The organism is Halopseudomonas xiamenensis, from assembly GCF_014219065.1.
Lineage (GTDB): Bacteria > Pseudomonadota > Gammaproteobacteria > Pseudomonadales > Pseudomonadaceae > Halopseudomonas > Halopseudomonas xiamenensis.
Map to the genome: position 1 here is coordinate 63,858 of NZ_JACLGO010000003.1, position 19,383 is coordinate 83,240.

15 protein-coding genes and 1 tRNA gene are annotated in these 19,383 nt (G+C 61.1%); 4 read left to right on the forward strand and 12 right to left on the reverse strand.

Features of this window, described 5'->3' with window-relative positions:
• Position 1: 1 nt before the first annotated feature.
• Together dnaB and H6X51_RS02880 are read right to left on the reverse strand one after the other, a co-directional pair.
• On the reverse strand, positions 2–1,375 hold the full coding sequence (gene dnaB, locus H6X51_RS02875) for a replicative DNA helicase (protein WP_185266007.1): 1,374 nt from the start codon (positions 1,373–1,375) through the stop codon (positions 2–4).
• The gene (locus tag H6X51_RS02880; protein ID WP_185266008.1) at positions 1,362–2,228 is read right to left on the reverse strand and encodes a ParA family protein; all 867 of its coding nucleotides are present in this window, start codon (positions 2,226–2,228) and stop codon (positions 1,362–1,364) included. The genes dnaB and H6X51_RS02880 overlap by 14 nt, the downstream gene beginning before the upstream one ends.
• A gap of 80 nt (positions 2,229–2,308) precedes the next feature.
• Here H6X51_RS02880 and H6X51_RS02885 point away from each other — a divergent pair.
• A tRNA-Asn gene (locus H6X51_RS02885) sits at positions 2,309–2,375 on the forward strand.
• A 29-nt stretch (positions 2,376–2,404) separates the two neighbouring features.
• On the opposite strand, the gene H6X51_RS02890 is transcribed toward H6X51_RS02885, so the two are convergent.
• A complete protein-coding gene (locus H6X51_RS02890) occupies positions 2,405–2,731 on the reverse strand; it encodes a 3-phosphoglycerate kinase (protein ID WP_185266009.1) in 327 nt (108 codons plus the stop codon).
• Positions 2,732–2,786: 55 nt separating this feature from the next.
• On the opposite strand from H6X51_RS02890, the gene H6X51_RS02895 reads away from it, so the two are divergent.
• Together H6X51_RS02895 and H6X51_RS02900 are read left to right on the forward strand one after the other, a co-directional pair.
• A complete protein-coding gene (locus H6X51_RS02895; RefSeq protein WP_185266010.1) occupies positions 2,787–3,677 on the forward strand; it encodes a LysR family transcriptional regulator in 891 nt (296 codons plus the stop codon).
• 118 nt (positions 3,678–3,795) lie between these two features.
• Positions 3,796–4,359: a peptidylprolyl isomerase gene (locus H6X51_RS02900; RefSeq protein WP_185266011.1), complete on the forward strand. Its 564-nt coding sequence runs from the start codon at positions 3,796–3,798 to the stop codon at positions 4,357–4,359.
• A 24-nt stretch (positions 4,360–4,383) separates the two neighbouring features.
• Here the strand turns inward: H6X51_RS02900 and H6X51_RS02905 are convergent, their stop codons facing one another.
• The 8 genes from H6X51_RS02905 to H6X51_RS02940 all read right to left on the reverse strand — a co-directional run bounded on the left by H6X51_RS02905 (position 4,384) and on the right by H6X51_RS02940 (position 17,518).
• Entirely contained in the window at positions 4,384–5,508 is a 1,125-nt protein-coding gene (locus H6X51_RS02905) for a GNAT family N-acetyltransferase (protein ID WP_185266012.1), read from the reverse strand.
• Between the two features lie 67 nt (positions 5,509–5,575).
• On the reverse strand, positions 5,576–6,292 hold the full coding sequence (locus H6X51_RS02910) for a DUF2057 family protein (protein WP_185266013.1): 717 nt from the start codon (positions 6,290–6,292) through the stop codon (positions 5,576–5,578).
• Between the two features lie 229 nt (positions 6,293–6,521).
• Complete coding sequence (locus H6X51_RS02915) at positions 6,522–7,571, reverse strand: porin (RefSeq protein WP_185266014.1); 1,050 nt, start codon at positions 7,569–7,571, stop codon at positions 6,522–6,524.
• 201 nt (positions 7,572–7,772) lie between these two features.
• Positions 7,773–8,897 carry a beta-ketoacyl-ACP synthase III gene (locus H6X51_RS02920; protein WP_185266015.1) on the reverse strand — a complete coding sequence of 375 codons (1,125 nt, stop codon included), beginning with the start codon at positions 8,895–8,897 and terminating at the stop codon, positions 7,773–7,775.
• Between the two features lie 67 nt (positions 8,898–8,964).
• Positions 8,965–9,843: an alpha/beta fold hydrolase gene (locus tag H6X51_RS02925; RefSeq protein WP_185266016.1), complete on the reverse strand. Its 879-nt coding sequence runs from the start codon at positions 9,841–9,843 to the stop codon at positions 8,965–8,967.
• Positions 9,844–9,906: 63 nt separating this feature from the next.
• Positions 9,907–13,806 carry an ATP-dependent RNA helicase HrpA gene (gene hrpA, locus H6X51_RS02930; protein ID WP_185266017.1) on the reverse strand — a complete coding sequence of 1,300 codons (3,900 nt, stop codon included), beginning with the start codon at positions 13,804–13,806 and terminating at the stop codon, positions 9,907–9,909.
• Between the two features lie 106 nt (positions 13,807–13,912).
• Complete coding sequence (gene fadD1, locus H6X51_RS02935) at positions 13,913–15,601, reverse strand: long-chain-fatty-acid--CoA ligase FadD1 (RefSeq protein WP_185266018.1); 1,689 nt, start codon at positions 15,599–15,601, stop codon at positions 13,913–13,915.
• A 234-nt stretch (positions 15,602–15,835) separates the two neighbouring features.
• Positions 15,836–17,518 carry a long-chain-fatty-acid--CoA ligase gene (locus tag H6X51_RS02940; RefSeq protein ID WP_185266019.1) on the reverse strand — a complete coding sequence of 561 codons (1,683 nt, stop codon included), beginning with the start codon at positions 17,516–17,518 and terminating at the stop codon, positions 15,836–15,838.
• 184 nt (positions 17,519–17,702) lie between these two features.
• Between H6X51_RS02940 and H6X51_RS02945 the strand changes: the two genes are divergently transcribed.
• Positions 17,703–18,170: a MaoC/PaaZ C-terminal domain-containing protein gene (locus H6X51_RS02945; protein WP_185266020.1), complete on the forward strand. Its 468-nt coding sequence runs from the start codon at positions 17,703–17,705 to the stop codon at positions 18,168–18,170.
• Positions 18,171–18,241: 71 nt separating this feature from the next.
• Here the strand turns inward: H6X51_RS02945 and H6X51_RS02950 are convergent, their stop codons facing one another.
• Positions 18,242–19,351 carry a YkvI family membrane protein gene (locus tag H6X51_RS02950; RefSeq protein ID WP_185266021.1) on the reverse strand — a complete coding sequence of 370 codons (1,110 nt, stop codon included), beginning with the start codon at positions 19,349–19,351 and terminating at the stop codon, positions 18,242–18,244.
• Positions 19,352–19,383 lie beyond the last annotated feature (32 nt).

Consider the following 19,383-nt stretch of genomic DNA (forward strand, 5'->3'; position numbering starts at 1 on the left):
ATCAGAATCCCTCCCGATGCTTGAATTCCAAAGAGTCGAAGCGGGTGCAGTTGCCATTGAATGCCAGTCGAACAGTGCCAATCGGCCCATTGCGCTGCTTACCAATGATGATTTCAGCAGTTCCACCATCCGGCGTATCGGGGTGGTAAACCTCATCCCGGTACACGAACATGATCACGTCAGCGTCCTGCTCGATGGAGCCGGAGTCACGCAGATCTGAATTGGTAGGACGCTTATTGGGGCGCTGATCGACAGAACGGTTGAGCTGGGACAAAGCCACTACCGGCGCACCCAACTCCTTGGCCAGTTGTTTCAAGGCCATGCTGATCGATGCAATCTCCAGATTGCGGTTCTCTCTGCCCGGCTCCTGCATCAGCTGCAGGTAGTCCACCATGATCAGTGAAGGCTTACCAAAGCGACGTGCAAAGCGGCGTGCCCTGGCCTTGAGTGCGCTGGCCGACAAGCCGCCCTCGTCGTCGATGATCAGCCGGTCTTCCAGCTGCTTGAGCTTAGTGGCAGCCAGCGTCAGCTTTGGCCAATCGTCATCTTCCAGTTGGCCTGTTCTCAAACGCTGCAGGTTGATCTTGCCTATGCTGGCCAGCAGGCGCATAACCAACTGCTCTCTGGGCATCTCCAGGCTGAAAATAAATGCTGGCTGCTCCGCCCTTGCGGTCAGCGCATTCTCAACCAGGTTCACACCGAAGGTGGTTTTCCCCATTGAAGGGCGTCCGGCGACAATAATCAGGTCTGCGGGTTGCAACCCCGCAGTCTCTTTGTCCAGATCCACAAAGCCAGTGGAGACTCCGGTGATTCCATCACCCTTGTTGAAGCTGTGATCAATATGGTCAATGGCCTCGGCCAGCGTCTTTGACAAAGGAATGTAGTTTTTGCCTGGTGATTCAACCAGACTGGCCAGCCGCTTTTCAGCCTGCTCGACCAGTTCCACCCCAGGCAAATCCCCTGCCCCCGCCTCATGACTGAGATCGGCGCCGATCAACATCAACTGACGTAGTTGAAAGCGGTCCCTGATGATCTGTGCATAGACATGAATATTCGCAGTGGATGGCGTGTTCTGAACAAGGTTGCCCAGGTAGCTCAAGTCCAACAGCTTGCTTTCGTCCGGACTCAGGTATTCCGCCACCGTCACAACATCAAAAGGGAGGCTCCGCGTGACCAACCCCTGGATCGCCTTCCAGAGCACCCGGTGCTCCGGCACATAGAAAGCGTCAGTCGCAGTTATGATCTCGCATACGTTGTCCCAGGCGTCATTGCAGAGCAGCAGACCACCCAATACCGCCTGCTCGGCCTCGACCGAGTGAGGCGGCAACCGTCCAACATCCTGGGTGACACGTTTTTTCGACTCAGTGGATTGCATCGCTTGCGCCCCCCACTGTTTGATTGGCCTCTACCTGCAGGAGCGGACACCACTCCGGGTTCAGCTCCATGGCCACCGCTCGTATCTGATCTGCACCGGCGGGTGACTTGCGTCCAGCGGGCTTGGTAGGCTCAAAACGATGGATAGGCTGGCCGAGCGCCGCAGCCTGCCTGAAAGCAGTCAAATGCCTGAGTGGTGCCGACATAACCTGAACTCGGGCATCTGTGTCGGCAGAGAACATCTGATACAGGCCGGCACTCACCTCACGGGCATCCCGCGTTTCATCCAGCCTGTTGATCAGCAAAGACACTTTAGGCACAACCAGGTTGGTGTATTGGGTAAGTACCTCCAGCTCCTCCAGCATCCCAAGCGTGCCCCTGATGAACTCGCGTGCTGACAAGAGCTCAGGCGTGATGGGAGACAATGCATGATCAGCGGCAAGGACAGCCGCTTCCAGGACGATCGACCTTGCGCCCTGGGTGTCGAGAATGACCACGTCATAGCGTGATTCGAACTGTCGTATGAGGTTGGATAACCGGAAACGGCCATCCGGTGCAGCCAGCAGAAGCTGGGGTAGCTGCGCGTGGTAGTCGTTGGATACGACGATATCCAGACCGCTGATAACGGTTCTGGATACCACCTGCTCGCTTGCGGTCTGGTTGAGCGCTATCAGCTCATAGGTACCGCCAGGCGCCTCCGCTTCAAGCTGATAGTAGCTGGACAGTGTCGGCTGATTGTCGAGATCAATCAGCAGCACCCTGAGAGATGCGTCGGCCAGCAGACCGCCGAGGTGAGCGCAGGTGGTGCTTTTGCCGACACCACCCTTGGTCGATAAGACTGTGTATACCTGCATTTCACGTACTCCGTAGGAGGAATGGAATACGTGATCACTTGCGTCGTTTGCCGCGTACAAGCCCTGCCCTGGCCCGCCTGCCCTGCTCTGCAGAGCAAATGACTGTTAATCATTGGGTCCCAGGTTCGAGTCCTGGTCGCGGAGCCAGATACTGAAACCCGGCCATGCCGGGTTTTTTATTTTCCCTCCTCCACTGCGCAATCTATATCCACCCGCACCCGGTTGATCGCCCGCCGAAAGAACTGACTGACCGTCGCCTCTGCGTCCGGCTGCAGACGCAACCGCCGCGGCGCTGGCCGTTCCGGTCCATTGACGAAGGTCACCTGGCACTGCAGCGTCACCTCGCCATTGTTGCGCAGCGTCAGCGCGGCCAGATTGCTCAGGTCGGTAGTCCGCACCGATAGCTGCTCGGCGCCCGGTTGCAACTCCACGTCGATGGGAAAGGCCCAGGCTGACGATGGCAGGAGCAGCGCTATGCCGATGACCAGTAAAAATTGATACATTGCATTCATCCTCGCAGTCATGCTGCCCATTCACCATAGGCCAGAGAAACCATTGATGAAAGCACCACGCGTCACCCTTGAACAATGGCGCACCCTGCAGGCGGTCGTCGATCATGGTGGCTTTGCCCAGGCCGCCGAGGCATTGCACCGCTCACAGTCCTCGGTCAGCTACACGGTCGCGCGCATGCAGGAACAGCTCGGCGTACCGCTGCTGGAGATATCCGGGCGCAAGGCCGTGCTGACCGATGCCGGCGGCGCCCTGCTGCGGCGCTCCCGGCATCTGCTCAAGGAAGCCAGCCAGCTGGAGCAACTGGCCTGGAACATGGACCAGGGCTGGGAAGCCGAGGTGCAGCTGGTAGTCGATGCCGCCTACCCCGCCGAACGCCTGGCCAGTGCCCTGGGCGCCTTCATGCCACAGAGCCAGGGGTGCCGCGTGCAATTACGTGAAGAGGTCCTCTCCGGCGTCGAGGAATGCCTGCTCAATGGCAGTGCCGACCTGGCCATCTCCGGCATCAGCATCGCCGGCTATCTGCCGCAGCAGCTCAACTCCATCGAGTTCATCGCCGTGGCCCACCCCCAGCACCCTCTGCAACAGCTCAACCGCAGCCTGACCCACAGCGACCTGGAAACCCACCTGCAGGTGGTCATTCGTGATTCCGGGCGGCGCCAGCCGCGGAACGAGGGCTGGCTCGGCGCCGAGCATCGCTGGACGGTCACCAGCATGAGCACCGCAACCAAGCTGATATCCCAGGGCCTGGGCTTTGCCTGGCTGCCCCGGCACGAGATCGCGGCGCAACTGGCCCAGGGCAGCCTGAAGGCACTGCCGCTGGACCAGGGCGGCCAGCGCAACGCCTACATGTTCCTCTATGCCAACAAGGACAAACCACTGGGACCAGCCACCCGCATACTGGCGGACCTGATCATCCAGCATTCGCATGACGCCTGAGCGCCACAGCGGATATGCCCGCGCTCGTTGTGCCCGGGCGCGCTTGTGCTTACACTCATCGCCAACCAGATCCTGACCTGACGCGCTGCGCGTCATCCTCTTGCCCATGGAGCCAAGCATGCTGAAACAACTGATCGGAACCTGCGCCCTGCTGCTCGCCGCCTCGACCGCCCTGGCGGACAACCCCCGCGTGCTGCTCAGCACCAGCCACGGGGATATCGAACTCGAGCTGAATGCCGAGCAGGCGCCGATTTCGGTGGAGAACTTCCTGCGTTATGCCGATGCCGGTCACTACGACGGCCTGATCTTTCACCGCGTGATCCCCGGGTTCATGATCCAGGGCGGCGGCTTCACTCCCGACATGCGCCAGCGCGCCGTCGGCCAGCCGATCAAGAACGAGGCGGATAATGGCCTGAAGAACAACCGCTACACCGTTGCCATGGCCCGTACCCAAGTGCGCGACAGCGCCACCAGCCAGTTCTTCATCAACCTCAACAACAACGATTTCCTCAACCATGGCGGCCGCGACTTCGGCTATGCCGTGTTCGGCAAGGTGGTCAGCGGCGAGCATGTGGTGGAAACCATCGGCAAGGTACCGACCGGCACCCAGAACGGCCATGGCGACGTACCGCGCAACCCGGTGATCATCAACAGCGCCAAGCGCGTCGAGACCGCCGAGTAAGTCCCGCACCCATCGTCGGGCGGATCAGTCTTCCCGACGATAGGGCAAGTAGTCCATGGCATCCTGCCGATAGGCCCTCATCCCCTCGCCTTCCTGCACCAGGAAGTCCGCCACTGCCTCATGCAGTCCCGGCTGCAACCGATGCCACGACTGGGTCAGCACCGGCTCGAAGCCGCGCAGCAGCTTGTGCTCGCCCTGGGCGCCGGCATCGAAACGGCTCAACCCCTCGGCAATGCAGCGCTCCATGCCCTGGTAGAAACAGGTCTCGAAATGCAGCCGGTCATACTCCTCCAGACAGCCCCAGTAGCGCCCATACAGGGTATCCGCTCCAACCAGGAACAGTGCACCGGCCACGTCCCGTCCCTGATCGCGGGCAAACAGCAGCCGGATTGAATCAGCCATCCCTGCCGACAGCTGCTGGAAGAACGCCGGCGTCAGATAGGGCTGGCGGCCGCGCTTGAGGTAGGTCGCGGCGTAGAACGGATAGAATCGCTGCCAATCGGCCGCGGTGACCTGCGCACCGCACAGCCACTCAAACCCGATGCCCTGGGCGGCGACACTCTGGCGCTCCTTGCGAAAATTCTTGCGCTTGCGGGAATTGCACGCGGCCAGGAAGTCATCGAAACTGCCGTAGCCTTGATTGAACCAGTGGAACTGGCAACCCAGGCGCTGTACCCAACCCGCAGTCTGCAGCTCCCGGTTCTCCTCACCACTGTTGAACAGCAAGTGCGCACCGCTGACCGCACCATCCAGCAACTGATGTTCCAGCCAGTCGATGATCAGCCCCCGGCTGTCCGGGCAACGCGCCAACAGCCGAGGTCCTTGCACCGGTGAGAATGGAATGGCGGCGGTCAGCTTCGGATAGTAGTCCCGCCCGGCCCGCTCCCAGGCCTGCGCCCACTGGAAGTCGAATACATATTCGCCCCAGGAATGCATCTTGCGATACAGCGGCAGCGCCGCCTGCAGGCTGCCATCGGGGTTCTCGACCACCAGATGCATGGGCACCCAACCGTGCGCGGGCGTCACCGAGCCACTGTTCTCCAGGGCGGCGAGGAAGGCATGGCGAAGGAAGGGATAGCCGGTGGGCACCAGGGCATCCCAACGGACCGGATCGATATCGCCTATATGGTTCAACTGACGGATAAGCATGGCCGACAGCATGCCACAAGGCAGAGGATGAAGGGAGAGCCTTGCGCCCTCCCCTGGTACCACAGGCTTACTGCTGCGCCCACTCGAGGAAGGCTGCACGGCTCTGCGGGCTGAGCAGTTGCCACATCTGCTGCAGGGTAGTCAGGGTGGCGTCATTGTGTGGCAGGGTCTCGCTGGCCACTGTGGTGGGCAGCGGAGCGATGGCGCCTTGTGCCGGAGCTATCGCTACCGGCGTGCTGGCGGTGGCCGAGTCCAGCGGTGCCACGCTGGATTGCTGATCAGTTGGTTCGGCAGTGCCCAGTAGATTGTTAATCAATGAATTATTACGCTGTCCGACCGCCGCCGCATGGCGCTCGCCGGTACGAGTGTTCACCGCCCAGGCATTGAATTCGCTTTCGAAAACCTTGGCCTGTTGCAGGCTCTGCGGTTGATTGAACTGCAGCTTCCACAGCTCGCCAGCCTGGCCATCGATGCTGAATACGCCAGTACGTCCACGCACCACTTCATGGCTCATGCCGCCGTCGATATCAAAACCGTTCTTGTAAAAAGCGTTGATCTGGTAGGCTCCCGGCTGCAGGTCCAGACGTTTTTCGCCAGTCCCAAAGGTCCAGTTGGCAGCGGCAATCTGCTGGCCATTGATGCTCTGCACCTCCAGCTCATTAGGCACCACCACCGTGAGTACCTGCGCACCTGGCAATGGCGAGCCGGGATAAAGTTGCACATGGGACTGCTGGGCACAGGCGGACAGCAGGCAGGCAACAGCAAGAACGAAAAGACTACGCATGAAAACTCCTCGGAGCGAATGGGCAAACTGAGTGGTCGCAGCCACCATGTATGACTGCAAGCAACACAAGAATAAGAACAAATGATTTCAGTTCGATGACAACCATCGCTCAGCAGTTGAGACCGCCACATCAAACATTACTGCGGCGACGACAGGGTTGAAGAAACAAAAAACCGGGCTGCTCTCAAAGAGCAACCCGGTTCGGTTCTTCCGATCCGGTCAGACGAGATCAGAAATCGTAGCGCAGACCCACGGAGAAGGCAGAGGCTTCCTCACCCGCAGCTGCGTCCGGGTTGGCGCTACGCGCTTGACCCCAAGGACGCAGGGCAGAGGCCGACTCGTTGTCAACCACCGCATAGTTGGCGTAAACACGTACTGCCTTGTCCAGCTTGTGTTCGACACCAACCACCCACATATCGGCGTCATAATTGGAGTCATCGGCGTCGCGAGTCATCCACATTGCCTTGAGCGCAGTGTTGGCAGCCACCTTCAGCTCACCGCCCACACCATAGGTGTCGGAAGTCCACTGGTCACGATCAGCGACGACATCAGTATCATGCTCAACGGCCTGGTAGAAACCCACCAGTTTGAAGGTATCAGTCAGTTTGTAAGCAGCGGCGACACGAATACCATCACGCTCACCACGGGAAACGTCTTCCTCCAGTTTTTCGTAGGCCAGGGCGCCTTCGAACGGACCAGCAGCATAGTTCAACGATGCACTGAAACCATCGGAATCATGATCCTGGGCAGCACTCTGACCTTGATGGACCGAATAGGCCAGCTTGATATTGAAGCCATTGAGGTCAGGCGTGGTGTACTGCACGGTGTTGTCGTAACGCTCATCGAAACGGGCATTACCCACACGGGTCAGGTTACGCATATCACCGACTTGGTCACCGAACAGGTTGGCCGGGCCACGAGCAACCTTGAAAGGACTGTCGAAACGACCCATCTGGATGGCACCCCAGTTATTACCGGTCACACCCACGAAGGTGTCACGAGTACTGAAGTTGGTGCTGTCGCCATCACTGCTACCGCTGGCAAAGTTGATCTGCTGCTCAATCTGGAAGAACGCTTTCACGTCCGAGTTGATCTGGTGCTCACCCTTGAAGCCCAGGCGCGAGGCGTTGCTGGACAGGTTGGTTTCGGAATAGTCGGCACCGTCATCCAGGAAATCAGTGGAAACGTGAGCGCGACCGTAGATGCTTACATCGGCCATGGCCAGAGCAGGCATGACAGCTGCGGCACCAACAACAATCGCAATCAACTTCTTCTTCATCGGAAAAACTCCTTCGGGTTTTGTAAAACGTCATCCTGCGAGTGACTTGACGTCGTTTGTTTCGACCGAAGCGATTATGGAAAGCCGATATGACAGAACGCTTTCCGCAATATGAAGATTTGAAGTCAGGGGAACTTTTTGCAGAGGGCCATTGCAGCGAGGGAGGCTGGCCGCCAGGCCAGCCTCACGGAGGGGGGAGTGTCAGAGCTTGCGCACCACCACACTGCCGATGGAGTAACCGGCACCGAAGGAGCAGATAACGCCATGGCTGCCGGACGGCAGGTCATCCTGGTACTTGTGGAAAGCGATGATCGAACCGGCGGAACTGGTATTGGCATATTCATCCAGCACCACGGGCGCTTCCTTCTCCAGGTCCGGGTCGCGCCCCAGCAGCTTGCGGGCGATCAGCATGTTCATGTTCAGGTTGGCTTGGTGCAGCCAGAAGCGGCGCACATCGCTGACCTGCAGCTTCAACTCCTGCAGGTGCTCGCCGATCAGTTCCGCCACCATCGGGCAGACCTCGCGGAACACCTTGCGGCCTTCCTGGACGAACAGCTTGTCCGGCTGGCCGATGCCGCTCTCGTCGGCCCGGTTGAGAAAACCGAAGTTGTTGCGAATATTGTTGGAGAACTGGGTCAGCAGCTTGGTACCGAGGATCTCGAACTGATGCTCGGAAACCGCATCCTCGGCGCGCTCGATGATCACTGCGGTACAGGCATCACCGAAGATGAAGTGACTGTCGCGGTCACGGAAGTTCATATGCCCGGTGCAGATCTCCGGGTTGACCATCAGTACCGCACGGGCCTGGCCGGCACTCACGGTGTTGGCGGCGGTCTGGATACCGAAGGTGGCAGAGGAACAGGCCACGTTCATATCGAAACCGAAACCGTTGATACCCAGCGCCGCCTGGACCTCGACCGCAATCGCCGGATAGGGGCGCTGCAGGTTGGAGCAGGCGACGATCACACCATCGATATCCGCGGCAGTACGGCCGGCGCGCTGCAGCGCCTCGGTAGCGGCCTTCACCGACATTTCGCAGAGGATCGACCACTGATCATTGCTGCGCTCGGGAATCGACGGCACCATGCGCTCGACATCCAGGATGCCGCTCTTGTCGACCACGTGGCGGCTCTTGATGCCGGAGGCCTTCTCGATGAACTCGCTGCTCGACAGCGGTGCCGGGGCCAGCTCGCCGGCGGCGATGGCCTCCGCATTGTCCTGGTTGAAGCGTTCCGCCCAGGCGTTGAAGCTGGCTACCAGCTCATCGTTGCTGATGCTGTGTGGGGGGGTGTACAAACCTGTGCCGCTGATCACTACTTTCTGCACGGTTGAGCCTCTTTGTCATTCAATCTGTTCAGTGGTTTGGCAATGCATCGCCCAGGCAGACGATACTCTATAACGTGTTCGTGGCGGCATGTCGGGCCAGCCAGGACAGGATCAGCGGAAAATGGTCATTGGCTGCCTGCGGATGGCTCAGCAGGTCATGGTGGCCATAATCACGGGAACTGCCACTGCCTTTGCGCAGCAGGACCAACTGGGCATCATGCCCACCCAGTTCGCGGGCGAAGGCCCGGACATCGGCAACATGCCCCAGACAATGATCCTTGTGGCCCGCCAGATACAGGCTGCTCGGCCAAGCGATCCCGGCCAATGCTGCAGCATAGTCGAAACCATCCTGCGGATCACGCCATTTGCCGCCATTTTGCCACATCCAGCTGTCATCATGCAGCTGTCGGGACAGGTCAACACTACCGAGTCCCAGTGAGCGCAGCGGCAGGTAGCCCTGGCGCCACCCAGCCAGCGGCGCCAGGCGCCGCCACATCAGGTCGAGCAGCAGCCGACGCTGCCAGTTGCGCTGGGCGCAGACCCGCCGCACACCCAGTTGCACCAGCCCGGCCACCCGCTCCAGCCAGTGCGGCTGGCGGATCAGCGCGCTGGCGACCAGTACCCCGCCCCAGCCATGGGCAAGCACGAAAAAGCTTTGCTGCGGATGCTCCTCTGCCACCAGCTGGAACAACGCCGGCAGATCCTCGCAGATCAGTTGGTGCTGGGTGATATCCGGTATCGTCGAACTGGCGGATGCCCGCTCGCGCAGCTCCGCCACGTACACTGGGTGGCCGGACTGGGCCAGCCACGGCGCCAGGCCACCACCTGCCGCCGGGCAGAACACCTCGCCCCGCTCGCCCAGCCCGTGCACCATGAGTACTGCCGGGCCGTCTGCCGGGGCAGCGAAACGCCGCACCTGCAGTTGCGCCTCAGCGTCCAGCGCCATGAGTGATGTCATCCCTTGCCTGCCCTGTTCTCACCAGGCCACAGTGTACCCACAGTGCAGCTCTCACGTTGTGATCTCGTGCCAGAGTTTCTTCAGACGTTTTTCCGAAACCGGCATTTTCGTTCCCAGTTGCTGGGCGAACAGCGACACCCGATATTCCTCGAGCATCCAGCGCCATTGCTGCAGACGCTCGTCCTGCCGCCCTTCCATTCGATAACGCTGGTCCAGCGTCTGGTATTGCTGCCAGAAGTGCTGGATCTCATCGGTCCAGACCCGGTCACGTTGCACCTGCCCCGGCAGCTTGTCCAGCCGCTGGGCGATGGCCGCGAAATAACGCGGGTACTGGGCCAGCCACTGGCCCGGCACACTGCGCACAAAGCCCTTGAACACCAGTTGCTCCAGCTGGCTGCGAATATCGTTCATCGCCACCGCCTGGGACAGGTCGATACGGCCCTTGAGACGCTTCTGCAATCCGTGCCAGCCCTTGAGAATCGTCAGCACCTGCTGCGCCAGCTGCTGCGCTGCGGCAACCCAGCCGGCACGCCCAGCTTCGATTCGCGCCTGCAGCTCGGCAGGCTCACGTGGCAGCGGCTCCCCTTCCGCCAGGAAGGTCTGGTCGATCGCCGCCAGCAGCACATCCTCGGTCAATTGTTGCTGGCTACCCAGCTCACGGTAATAGAGGGCGGCTTCCTGCAAGGCCGGCAGCTTCTGCCGCAGATACCTCGCCTGCTCCGGCAGCGCCTGCAGGATCAACCGCTGCACACCCAGGCGATGCGCCTGCAGGGCCTGACCCGGACTGTCGAACAGCTGCTCGGCCACAGCGTCGCCCTGATCCACCCAGGCCGGCCAGAAGTCCACCTCGATGCCAGCCTGGCGCTGGCTGACCTTGACCGGCAGCGGCGCCTGTCCCGCCGGCGCTGCCGGTTTGGCAGTCGCTGCCGCCGCTGCCACCGGCGCGTTCTGCCGCTCGGCCAATTCACCGCTCAGCTGCCGACACAACGCGCTGTAATCACGGCCGGAGGCGATCTCCTTGCCGTCGGCATCGACCACCGCGATGCGCATCAGCAGGTGGTCCTCCAGGGTGATATCGGCCCAGGCCTGTTCCTCCAGGCGCACGCCGGTCATGCGGGTCAGCTCCCGACCCAGCGCCTGGGTCAGGCGGCCTTCGCCGAAGGGCATGCGTTCCAGTGCAGCGCGCACGAAGTCGGGCACCGGCACGAAGTTCTTGCGCAGCGCCTTGGGCAGGCCACGCACCAGGGCCACGCACTTGTCATACAGCAACCCCGGCACCAGCCACTCCAGCCGCTCCTCGGGCAGCTGGCGCAGCAGTGCCAGGGGCACGGTCAGGGTTACTCCATCGGCCAGGTGCCCGGGCTCGAAGTGATAGCTGAGCGGCAGCACCACCCGCTGCCAGCGCAGCGTATCGGGATACTGCTGGGCGCTGACCTCATTGGCGTCGCGCTGCAGCAGATCCTCACGGGTCATGTGCAACAGCTGCGGCTGATCGTGGCAGGCCTTCTTCAGCCAGCGCTCGAAGCTGGCGAGCTGGTAGATGTTCTCCGGGATACGCTGGTCGAAGAACCGGTACAGGGTCTCCTCGTCCACCAGGATATCGCGCTTGCGCGCCTTGGCTTCCAGCGCATCGAGCTCCTCCAGCAGCGCCTGGTTGGCACGGTTGAAGGCCGCGCGGCCATGCCATTGCCCCTCCACCAGGGCCTGGCGGATGAACAACTCGCGGGAGGCCACAGGATCGATCGGACCGAAATGCACCTTGCGCCGCGGGACTATGATCAGCCCGTACAGGGTGACCTGCTCGAAGGCCACCACCTGGCCGCGTTTCTTTTCCCAGTGTGGCTCGCTGTGGCTGGTCTTGCTCAGGTGCGTGGCCAGCGGCTCGACCCACAGCGGGTCGATCCTGGCCGCCAGCCGACCATACAGGCGCCGGGTTTCAGTCAGCTCGGCGACCATTACCCAGGCCGGGCGTTTCTTCGCCAGCGCCGATGAGGGGTGCAGCATGAAACGACGCTGGCGCGCCCCCAGATAGTCGCCGTCCTCGGTCTTGTTGCCCAGGTGGCTGAGCAGCCCGGCCAGCAGTGCCTTGTGCACGGCGTCGTAGCCGGCTGGCTCAGCATTCAGTGGCAGCGCCAGGTCGCGGCAGGTGAGCAGCAGCTGGCGGTGGGTCTCGCGCCATTCACGCAGGCGCAGGTAGTTGAGGAACTGGCGCCGACACCAGCTGCGCAGCTGGTTCTGCGACAGTGCCTGGCGTTGCTCCTCGAACCCCCGCCACAGGTTGACGAAGGCGGCGAAGTCCGACTGGTCGTCACGCCACTGGGCATGCGCCTGGTCAGCCGCCTGCTGACGCTCGATCGGCCGTTCGCGCGGGTCCTGCACCGCCAGGGCGCTGGCGATGATCAGTACTTCGTTCAGGCTGCCGAGCCGGGCCGCCTCGATCAGCATGCGGCCGATCCGCGGATCGACCGGCAGGCGGGCCAGTTGGCGACCGGTATCGGTGATCTGCCCATCACGCTCGACCGCGCCCAATTCCTGCAGCAGGGTGAAGCCATCGCTGATGGCCCGCCCATCCGGCGGCTCGATGAAGGGAAAGTCCTCGATCCGTCCCAAACGCAGATGCAGCATCTGCAGGATCACCGCCGCCAGGTTGGTACGCAGGATCTCCGGGTCGGTGAATTCCGGACGGCCGAGAAAGTCCGCCTCGGCATACAACCGCACGCAGATACCCGGCGCCACCCGGCCACAGCGGCCCTTGCGCTGATTGGCGCTGGCCTGGGACACCGGCTCGATCGGCAACCGCTGCACCTTGGAGCGCGGGCTGTAGCGGCTGATGCGTACCTCGCCCGGATCGATCACATAGACGATCCCGGGTACGGTCAGCGAGGTCTCGGCAACGTTGGTCGCCAGGATCACCCTGCGCCCGGCGTGGCTGGAAAATATCTTCTGCTGCTCGGCCACCGACAGCCGGGCGTACAACGGCAGTATCTCGGTATGCCGCAGGTTGGCCTTGCGCAGGAAGTCGGCGGTATCGCGGATTTCCCGCTCGCCGGGCAGGAATACCAGGGCATCGCCGGGTGGCTTGCCGCTCGCCCGCTCATGGACTTCGAGTTCGCGCAGCGCAGCGAGAATGCCCTGATCGATACTCAGGTCTTCCTCGACCTGGTTGCCCTCCTCGTCCACCTCCGCCGACAGCGGGCGGTACCAGACATCCACCGGGAAGGTACGGCCCGAGACCTCGATGATGGGGGCATCATTGAAATGCGCGGAGAAGCGCTCGAGATCGATGGTCGCCGAGGTGATGATCACCTTCAGGTCCGGCCGCTGCGGCAGAATGGTCTTCAGATAACCGAGCAGGAAGTCGATGTTCAGGCTGCGCTCGTGGGCCTCATCGATGATCAGGGTGTCGTAGCGCGACAGAAAGCGGTCGTTCTGGGTTTCCGCCAGCAGGATGCCGTCGGTCATCAGCTTGACCAGGGTCCGTTCGTTGCTCTGGTCAGCGAAGCGCACCTGGAAGCCGACCAGCTCACCCAGCGGCGTGCCCAACTCCTCGGCGACGCGACTGGCGACACTGCGGGCGGCGAGACGACGCGGCTGGGTGTGGCCGATCAGTCCGTGCACTCCCCGCCCCAGCTCCAGACAGATCTTCGGCAACTGGGTGGTCTTGCCCGAGCCGGTTTCCCCGGCAATCACCACCACTTGGCTGCTGGCGATGGCACGCTTGATCTCGTCACGCTTGGCGGCAATCGGCAGGCTGTCATCGTAACGCACCCGGGGTACGCTGGCGCGCCGTGCTGCTGCCTTGGCGCAGGATGCAGACATTCGGCCCAGCCATTGCTGCAGTCGCGCCGGCTCCGGCTCACGGCCCAGCCCCTGCAACTGCCGTTGCAAGCGGTGGCGATCTGCGGACATGGCTTGGTCGAGGTTGGCGGCAAGGGTGTCGAAATCGGTCATGCTTTCCTGTCTATCAGAGGTGGCCACGCAAGGCTGTTCATGCCCTGCACGAAAAAGCCCCGCCCGGTGGACCCGGGCGGGGCTTATTGTCGCAAAGAATCGGACGTTATGCTGCGCCGAGTTTCTTCAACTCCTCGTCACGCAGCTCGCGGCGCAGGATCTTGCCGACGTTGGTGGTCGGCAGGCTGTCGCGGAACTCGACCTCCTTGGGCACCTTGTAGGCGGTGAGCTTGTCGCGCATATGCCCCTTGACCTGCTCGGCAGTCAGCTGCGCACCTGCTTCCCTGACCACGAACACCTTGATCGCCTCGCCGCTCTTCTCGCTGGGCACGCCGATCGCGGCGCACTGCAGCACACCGGGGATGGCCGCCATGACGTCTTCCAGTTCGTTGGGATAGACGTTGAAGCCGGAGACCACGATCATGTCCTTCTTGCGGTCGACGATGCGCATGTAACCGTCTTCCTGGATGATCGCGATGTCGCCAGTCTGCAGCCAGCCATCGGTGCTGAGCACTTCGTCGGTGGCTTCCTGGCGCTGCCAGTAACCCTTCATCACCTGTGGGCCTTTCACGCACAGCTCGCCGCGCTCACCCAGCGGCAGCTCCTGGCCATCCTCGTCGATTACCTTGCACAGGGTCGAGGGTACTGGAATACCGATGGTGCCCAGCTGTACGGCATCGGACGGGTTCACCGATACCACCGGGCTGGTTTCGGTCATGCCATAACCTTCGGACACTTCGCAGCCGGTGACCTTGTGCCAGCGTTCGGCGGTGGCCTGCTGCAGCGCCATGCCACCGGACAGCGTCAGTTTCAGCGCGCTGAAATCCATCTGGCGGAACTGCTCGTTGTTGCACAGTGCCGCGAACAGGGTGTTCAGACCGACGAAGGCACTGAAACGGACCTTGGCCATCTCCTTGACCGTCGCCGGCAGATCCCGCGGGTTGGTGATCAGGATATTGTGACCGCCCAGCAGCATGACTGACATGCAATGGAAGGTGAAGGCATAGATATGGTACAGCGGCAGCGGGCAGATGATGACCTCTTCGCCATCCTTCATGTTCGCCGGCATCATCACCTTGCACTGCAGCATGTTCGCCACCAGGTTGCGGTGGGTCAGCATGGCACCCTTGGCCACACCGGTGGTGCCGCCGGTGTACTGCAGCACCGCGGTATCTTCCGCTGCCGGGCTGGCCTCGCGGAAATTGCCCGCTGCACCCATCTTCATCGCGCGGACGAAAGGCACCGCAGCAGGAATCGACCAGGCCGGTACCATCTTCTTCACATGCTTGACCACGGCGTTGACCAGCAAGCGCTTGAAGGTCGGCAACATATCGCCCACTTCGGTGACGATCACGTGCCTGACGCCGGTCTTCGGCAGCACTTCCTCGGCCAGGTGCGCCATGTTGGCCAGGCAGACCAGCGCCTTGGCACCCGAATCGTTGAACTGGTGCTCCATTTCCCGTGCGGTATACAGCGGGTTGGTATTGACCACCACATAGCCGGCGCGCATCGCACCAAACACCACGATGGGATACTGCAGCACATTGGGCAGTTGCACGGCGATACGGTCGCCGGGTTGCAGGCCGGAATGGGTCTGCAGATAGGCGGCAAACTCGCCTGACAGGCGATACATCTCGCCCCAGGTGAGGGTCTTGCCGAGATTGGTGAAGGCCGGCTTGTCAGCGAAGCGTTCACAGGATTCTTTCAGGACAGCCAGAACATTGGGGTACTGATCGGCATCGATCTCGGCGGGAATACCCTCCGGATACTTGTCAGCCCAAAAATTCTCATGCATGAAGACCCCCTGGATGCGTCCGGTTGCGAAAACTGCTGTTGTATTTGATAGAGGCAGAAACTGATTTCGACCCATTCGTGAATATTTCACCCACCTCGGTCGAAAAGTGGCTGCAGCCTAACAGCTTTTTTCGGCTCAAGCCATAGCTTCCACCGCCCTGGAGCGGCCATCAAAGTGTAGAACGCGGGAGTAGAAAACCGACTGTTCAGTCAGCCGGTTTTCCCGGGGAGAGGACTAATCGCGCAGTTCGCGGCGCAGGATCTTGCCAACCGGACTCATGGGCAGAGAGTCACGGATTTCATAGTGCTTGGGAACCTTGTAGCCGGTGAAGTTGGCCCGGCAATAGGCCTTCAGCTCATCGATGCCGAGGTCGGCAGAAGACGGCACCACGAACAGCTTGACCGCCTCGCCCGACTTGTCGTCCGGCACACCGATCGCCGCGGCGTTGGCGACCTTGGGATGGGCCGCGACCACGTCCTCGATTTCATTGGGATACACATTGAAGCCGGAGACGATGATCAGATCCTTGATCCGGTCGACGATGCTGACAAAGCCATCCTCATCGATCACCGCCACATCACCGGTCTTGAACCAGCCATCGGCATCCATCACCTCGGCGGTAGCCTCGGGACGTTGCCAGTAGCCCTTCATCACTTGCGGCCCCTTGACGCACAACTCACCGCGCTCACCCAGCGGCAGTTCATTGCCCTCCTCGTCGATCACTTTCAGTGCCGTACCCGGCACCGCCAGGCCGACGCTACCCAGCCGCGCCAGACCATCACCAGGGCTGGAGCAGACCACCGGGGAACACTCGGTCAGACCATAACCCTCGCCGATGCCACTACCGGTCTTGCCCTCCCAGCGCTCGGCGGTGGCCTTGACCAGGGCGGTGCCGCCGGAGGTGGTGCTCTTGAGCCTGGAGAAGTCCAGCTCCATGAATTCGGGGTGCTCCATCAAGGCGACGAACAAGGTGTTGAGCCCGACGATCGAGGAGAACTGCCACTTCTTCAGCTCCTTGATGAAGCCGGGAATATCCCGGGGATTGGTGATCAGCACGTTATGCTGACCGGCCAGCATCATGCACATGCAGTTCGCGGTAAAGGCGAAGATATGGTACAGCGGCAAGGGTGCGATGATGATTTCGCCACCATCGGCCAGCAGCCGGTTACCCTCCTTGTCGACCTGCTGCATGTTGGCGTACACCTGCAGCATGTTGGCCACCAGGTTGCCATGGGTCAGCATGGCACCCTTGGCCACACCGGTGGTACCACCGGTGTATTGCAGCACGGCGACATCATCCAGGGTACGTGAGACCGGCACCGGCTTGGCATCCCGGCAACGGGACAGAGCACTCTTGAAGGACACCGCCTGCGGCAGACGGTAACGGGGCACCAGTTTCTTCACGTGCTTGACCGCGGCATTGACCAGCAACCCCTTCACTCCGGGCAGCATGTCGCCCATGCGCGCCTCGAACAGGTACTTGATCTCGGTATCGGGCAGCACTTCCTCCACCAGATGGCCGAACATGTTCATGTAGATCAGTGCCCGGGCGCCGGAATCGGTGAACTGGTGACGCATTTCCCGGGCGGTATACAGCGGGTTGGTGTTGACCACCACCAGCCCGGCGCGCATGGCGCCGAATACGGCAATCGGAAACTGCAGCACGTTGGGCATCTGGATGGCGATGCGATCGCCCGGCTTGAGGTCGGTATATTTCTGGATATAGCTGGCGAACTCGGCCGAATGGCGCTCCAGATCGGCATAGTTCAGGGTCACGCCCATATTGGTGAATGCCGCGCGGTTGGCGTGTTTGGCACAGGACGATTCGAATACATCGATAATTGAGCTGAACTGGCTCAGATCAATATCGTGAGGTACCCCCGGGGGGCGTTTATCGTTCCAGAACGATGCTTCCATTGGCTCCATGTCTCCCGTTTGGAGTGCCAAGTGCCAGAGCAGACACTTGCGCTGTTATTATTTACGCCGTACCCGCGTATTGGGGCAAAATTACCAGCAATGCCGAAAAACACAAAATCCGCTTTTGTTTCATTACTTCTCTGAATATGGCTGCATGCCGCTTCAGACCCCAGGGAGTCGATTCATGTCCATGTTGGAAAACCGCACCTACGATGAGCTCAATGCAGGCGATACCGCCAGCGCCAGCCACGTCGTCACCGAACGCGATCTGATCCTGTTCGCCACCGTCTCCGGAGATGTGAACCCGGTCCACCTCGACGAGGAGTTCGCCGCCGCCACCCCGTTCAAGGGCCGGATCGCCCATGGCATGCTGTCGGGCGCACTGATTTCCGCAGCCATCGCCTGCGAACTGCCGGGGCCGGGCACTATCTATATCGGTCAGGAAATGAGTTTCCTGCGCCCGGTTCGCCTGGGCGACGAGATTCGTATCGAGCTGGAAGTCCTGGAGAAGCTGCCGAAGAACCGGCTGAAGATCGCCACCCAGGTGATCAACCAGGAAGGCAAGAAAGTGGTAGACGGCGTAGCCACCGTGATGGCGCCCACCGAGAAAGTCAAAGTGCCTCGGCCGCAATTGCCTGCTGTCAGCTACTGATTCTCCGTTACACAAACGACAACGGCCGCTCCCTCCCCGGGGCGGCCGCTGTACTCATCCAGAAGCCTGGATTACTTGTGCTGTGCTCTCGGGTCAGCAGCCAGCTCTTCAGCCGAGCGCTTGCGGGTACGCACCCAGCTCAGGCCGATGGCGATGATCAGGATCAGGCCGACCACACCCAGCATCGGGTACACGGTGCCCACCAGCTTGGTGAAGCCGACCTGGCTCAGAGCCAGACCTACCACCGCGAAGATCGCACTCAACACCTTGAAGCGGGTGGTTTCCGGAGTGGCGAAGCGCGCGCTGAAGGCGAAGAACATGCCCACTGCGGTGCTATAGATCATGCAGATCAGGGCAATCGACATCAGCACAGCCAGCCAGGGATGAATCTGCTGCGCCAGCAACAGGGTCGGAATCTCGATACCCAGCAGCTTGTCCAGGTTGGCGAACAGGCCGACGTTGAGCAGGATGATCAGGAAACCCAGCCCCAGACCACCGCCAATACCCCCCAGGGCAGCGGCCTTGGGCGATTTGGTCAGACCGCCGATTACCGCCAGCATTGGGAAACCCACGGCGATGTTGAACGACGCATACAGCAGGCCACTCAGTGCCCAGTTCGGTACTTCGGCGCCAAGGAAGGTGATCACCTGAACTTCAGTGGCCACCTGGCTCAGCTCCTCCTGGGTACCGGTACTGGTGTAGATGGAATACACCGTGATCGCCAACACCATGATCAGCAGGAACGGCATTACCGCACTGATCAGGTTGATGATGCCTTTGACGTTCAGGCACAGCGTGCCAATCACCAGCACGGTCATCAGGATGGAGCCGACCAGGGGAGCCAGGCCGAACTGCTGGGCGAGGGTCGAGCCGGCCCCGGCGAGCATGACCACGCCCACCCCATATAGAAAGAAAGACAGGATGATATCAACCACAAAACCGGCTTGCTGACCGAACAGGCTGTACAGCACCTGCTTGTGCGATCCCGCCTGCATTATCGAGCTGATACGCGCGATATGCATACCAAGAAAGGCAAACAGCACAGCGGCAACCACTGAGCCGGCGATACCAGCAAGGCCGTATCCGGTAAAGAACTGCAGTACCTCGTTACCGGAAGCAAAACCACCGCCGATGACCACAGACATGTAGGCCAATGCGATCTGCAAGGAGTGTTTGTTCATTCTTCTATCTCTACTGTTGATTTTATAATTCT

What these genes read in the sequence shown, in the direction of transcription:
- H6X51_RS02940 (WP_185266019.1), bottom strand. Translation starts at nt 17,518, where the DNA reads ATGGAAGCATCGTTCTGGAACGATAAACGCCCCCCGGGGGTACCTCAC.
- H6X51_RS02890 (WP_185266009.1), bottom strand. Translation starts at nt 2,731, where the DNA reads ATGTATCAATTTTTACTGGTCATCGGCATAGCGCTGCTCCTGCCATCG.
- H6X51_RS02900 (WP_185266011.1), top strand. Translation starts at nt 3,796, where the DNA reads ATGCTGAAACAACTGATCGGAACCTGCGCCCTGCTGCTCGCCGCCTCG.
- dnaB (WP_185266007.1), bottom strand. Translation starts at nt 1,375, where the DNA reads ATGCAATCCACTGAGTCGAAAAAACGTGTCACCCAGGATGTTGGACGG.
- H6X51_RS02915 (WP_185266014.1), bottom strand. Translation starts at nt 7,571, where the DNA reads ATGAAGAAGAAGTTGATTGCGATTGTTGTTGGTGCCGCAGCTGTCATG.
- H6X51_RS02925 (WP_185266016.1), bottom strand. Translation starts at nt 9,843, where the DNA reads ATGGCGCTGGACGCTGAGGCGCAACTGCAGGTGCGGCGTTTCGCTGCC.
- H6X51_RS02895 (WP_185266010.1), top strand. Translation starts at nt 2,787, where the DNA reads ATGAAAGCACCACGCGTCACCCTTGAACAATGGCGCACCCTGCAGGCG.
- H6X51_RS02945 (WP_185266020.1), top strand. Translation starts at nt 17,703, where the DNA reads ATGTCCATGTTGGAAAACCGCACCTACGATGAGCTCAATGCAGGCGAT.
- H6X51_RS02880 (WP_185266008.1), bottom strand. Translation starts at nt 2,228, where the DNA reads ATGCAGGTATACACAGTCTTATCGACCAAGGGTGGTGTCGGCAAAAGC.
- fadD1 (WP_185266018.1), bottom strand. Translation starts at nt 15,601, where the DNA reads ATGCATGAGAATTTTTGGGCTGACAAGTATCCGGAGGGTATTCCCGCC.
- hrpA (WP_185266017.1), bottom strand. Translation starts at nt 13,806, where the DNA reads ATGACCGATTTCGACACCCTTGCCGCCAACCTCGACCAAGCCATGTCC.
- H6X51_RS02905 (WP_185266012.1), bottom strand. Translation starts at nt 5,508, where the DNA reads ATGCTTATCCGTCAGTTGAACCATATAGGCGATATCGATCCGGTCCGT.
- H6X51_RS02950 (WP_185266021.1), bottom strand. Translation starts at nt 19,351, where the DNA reads ATGAACAAACACTCCTTGCAGATCGCATTGGCCTACATGTCTGTGGTC.
- H6X51_RS02910 (WP_185266013.1), bottom strand. Translation starts at nt 6,292, where the DNA reads ATGCGTAGTCTTTTCGTTCTTGCTGTTGCCTGCCTGCTGTCCGCCTGT.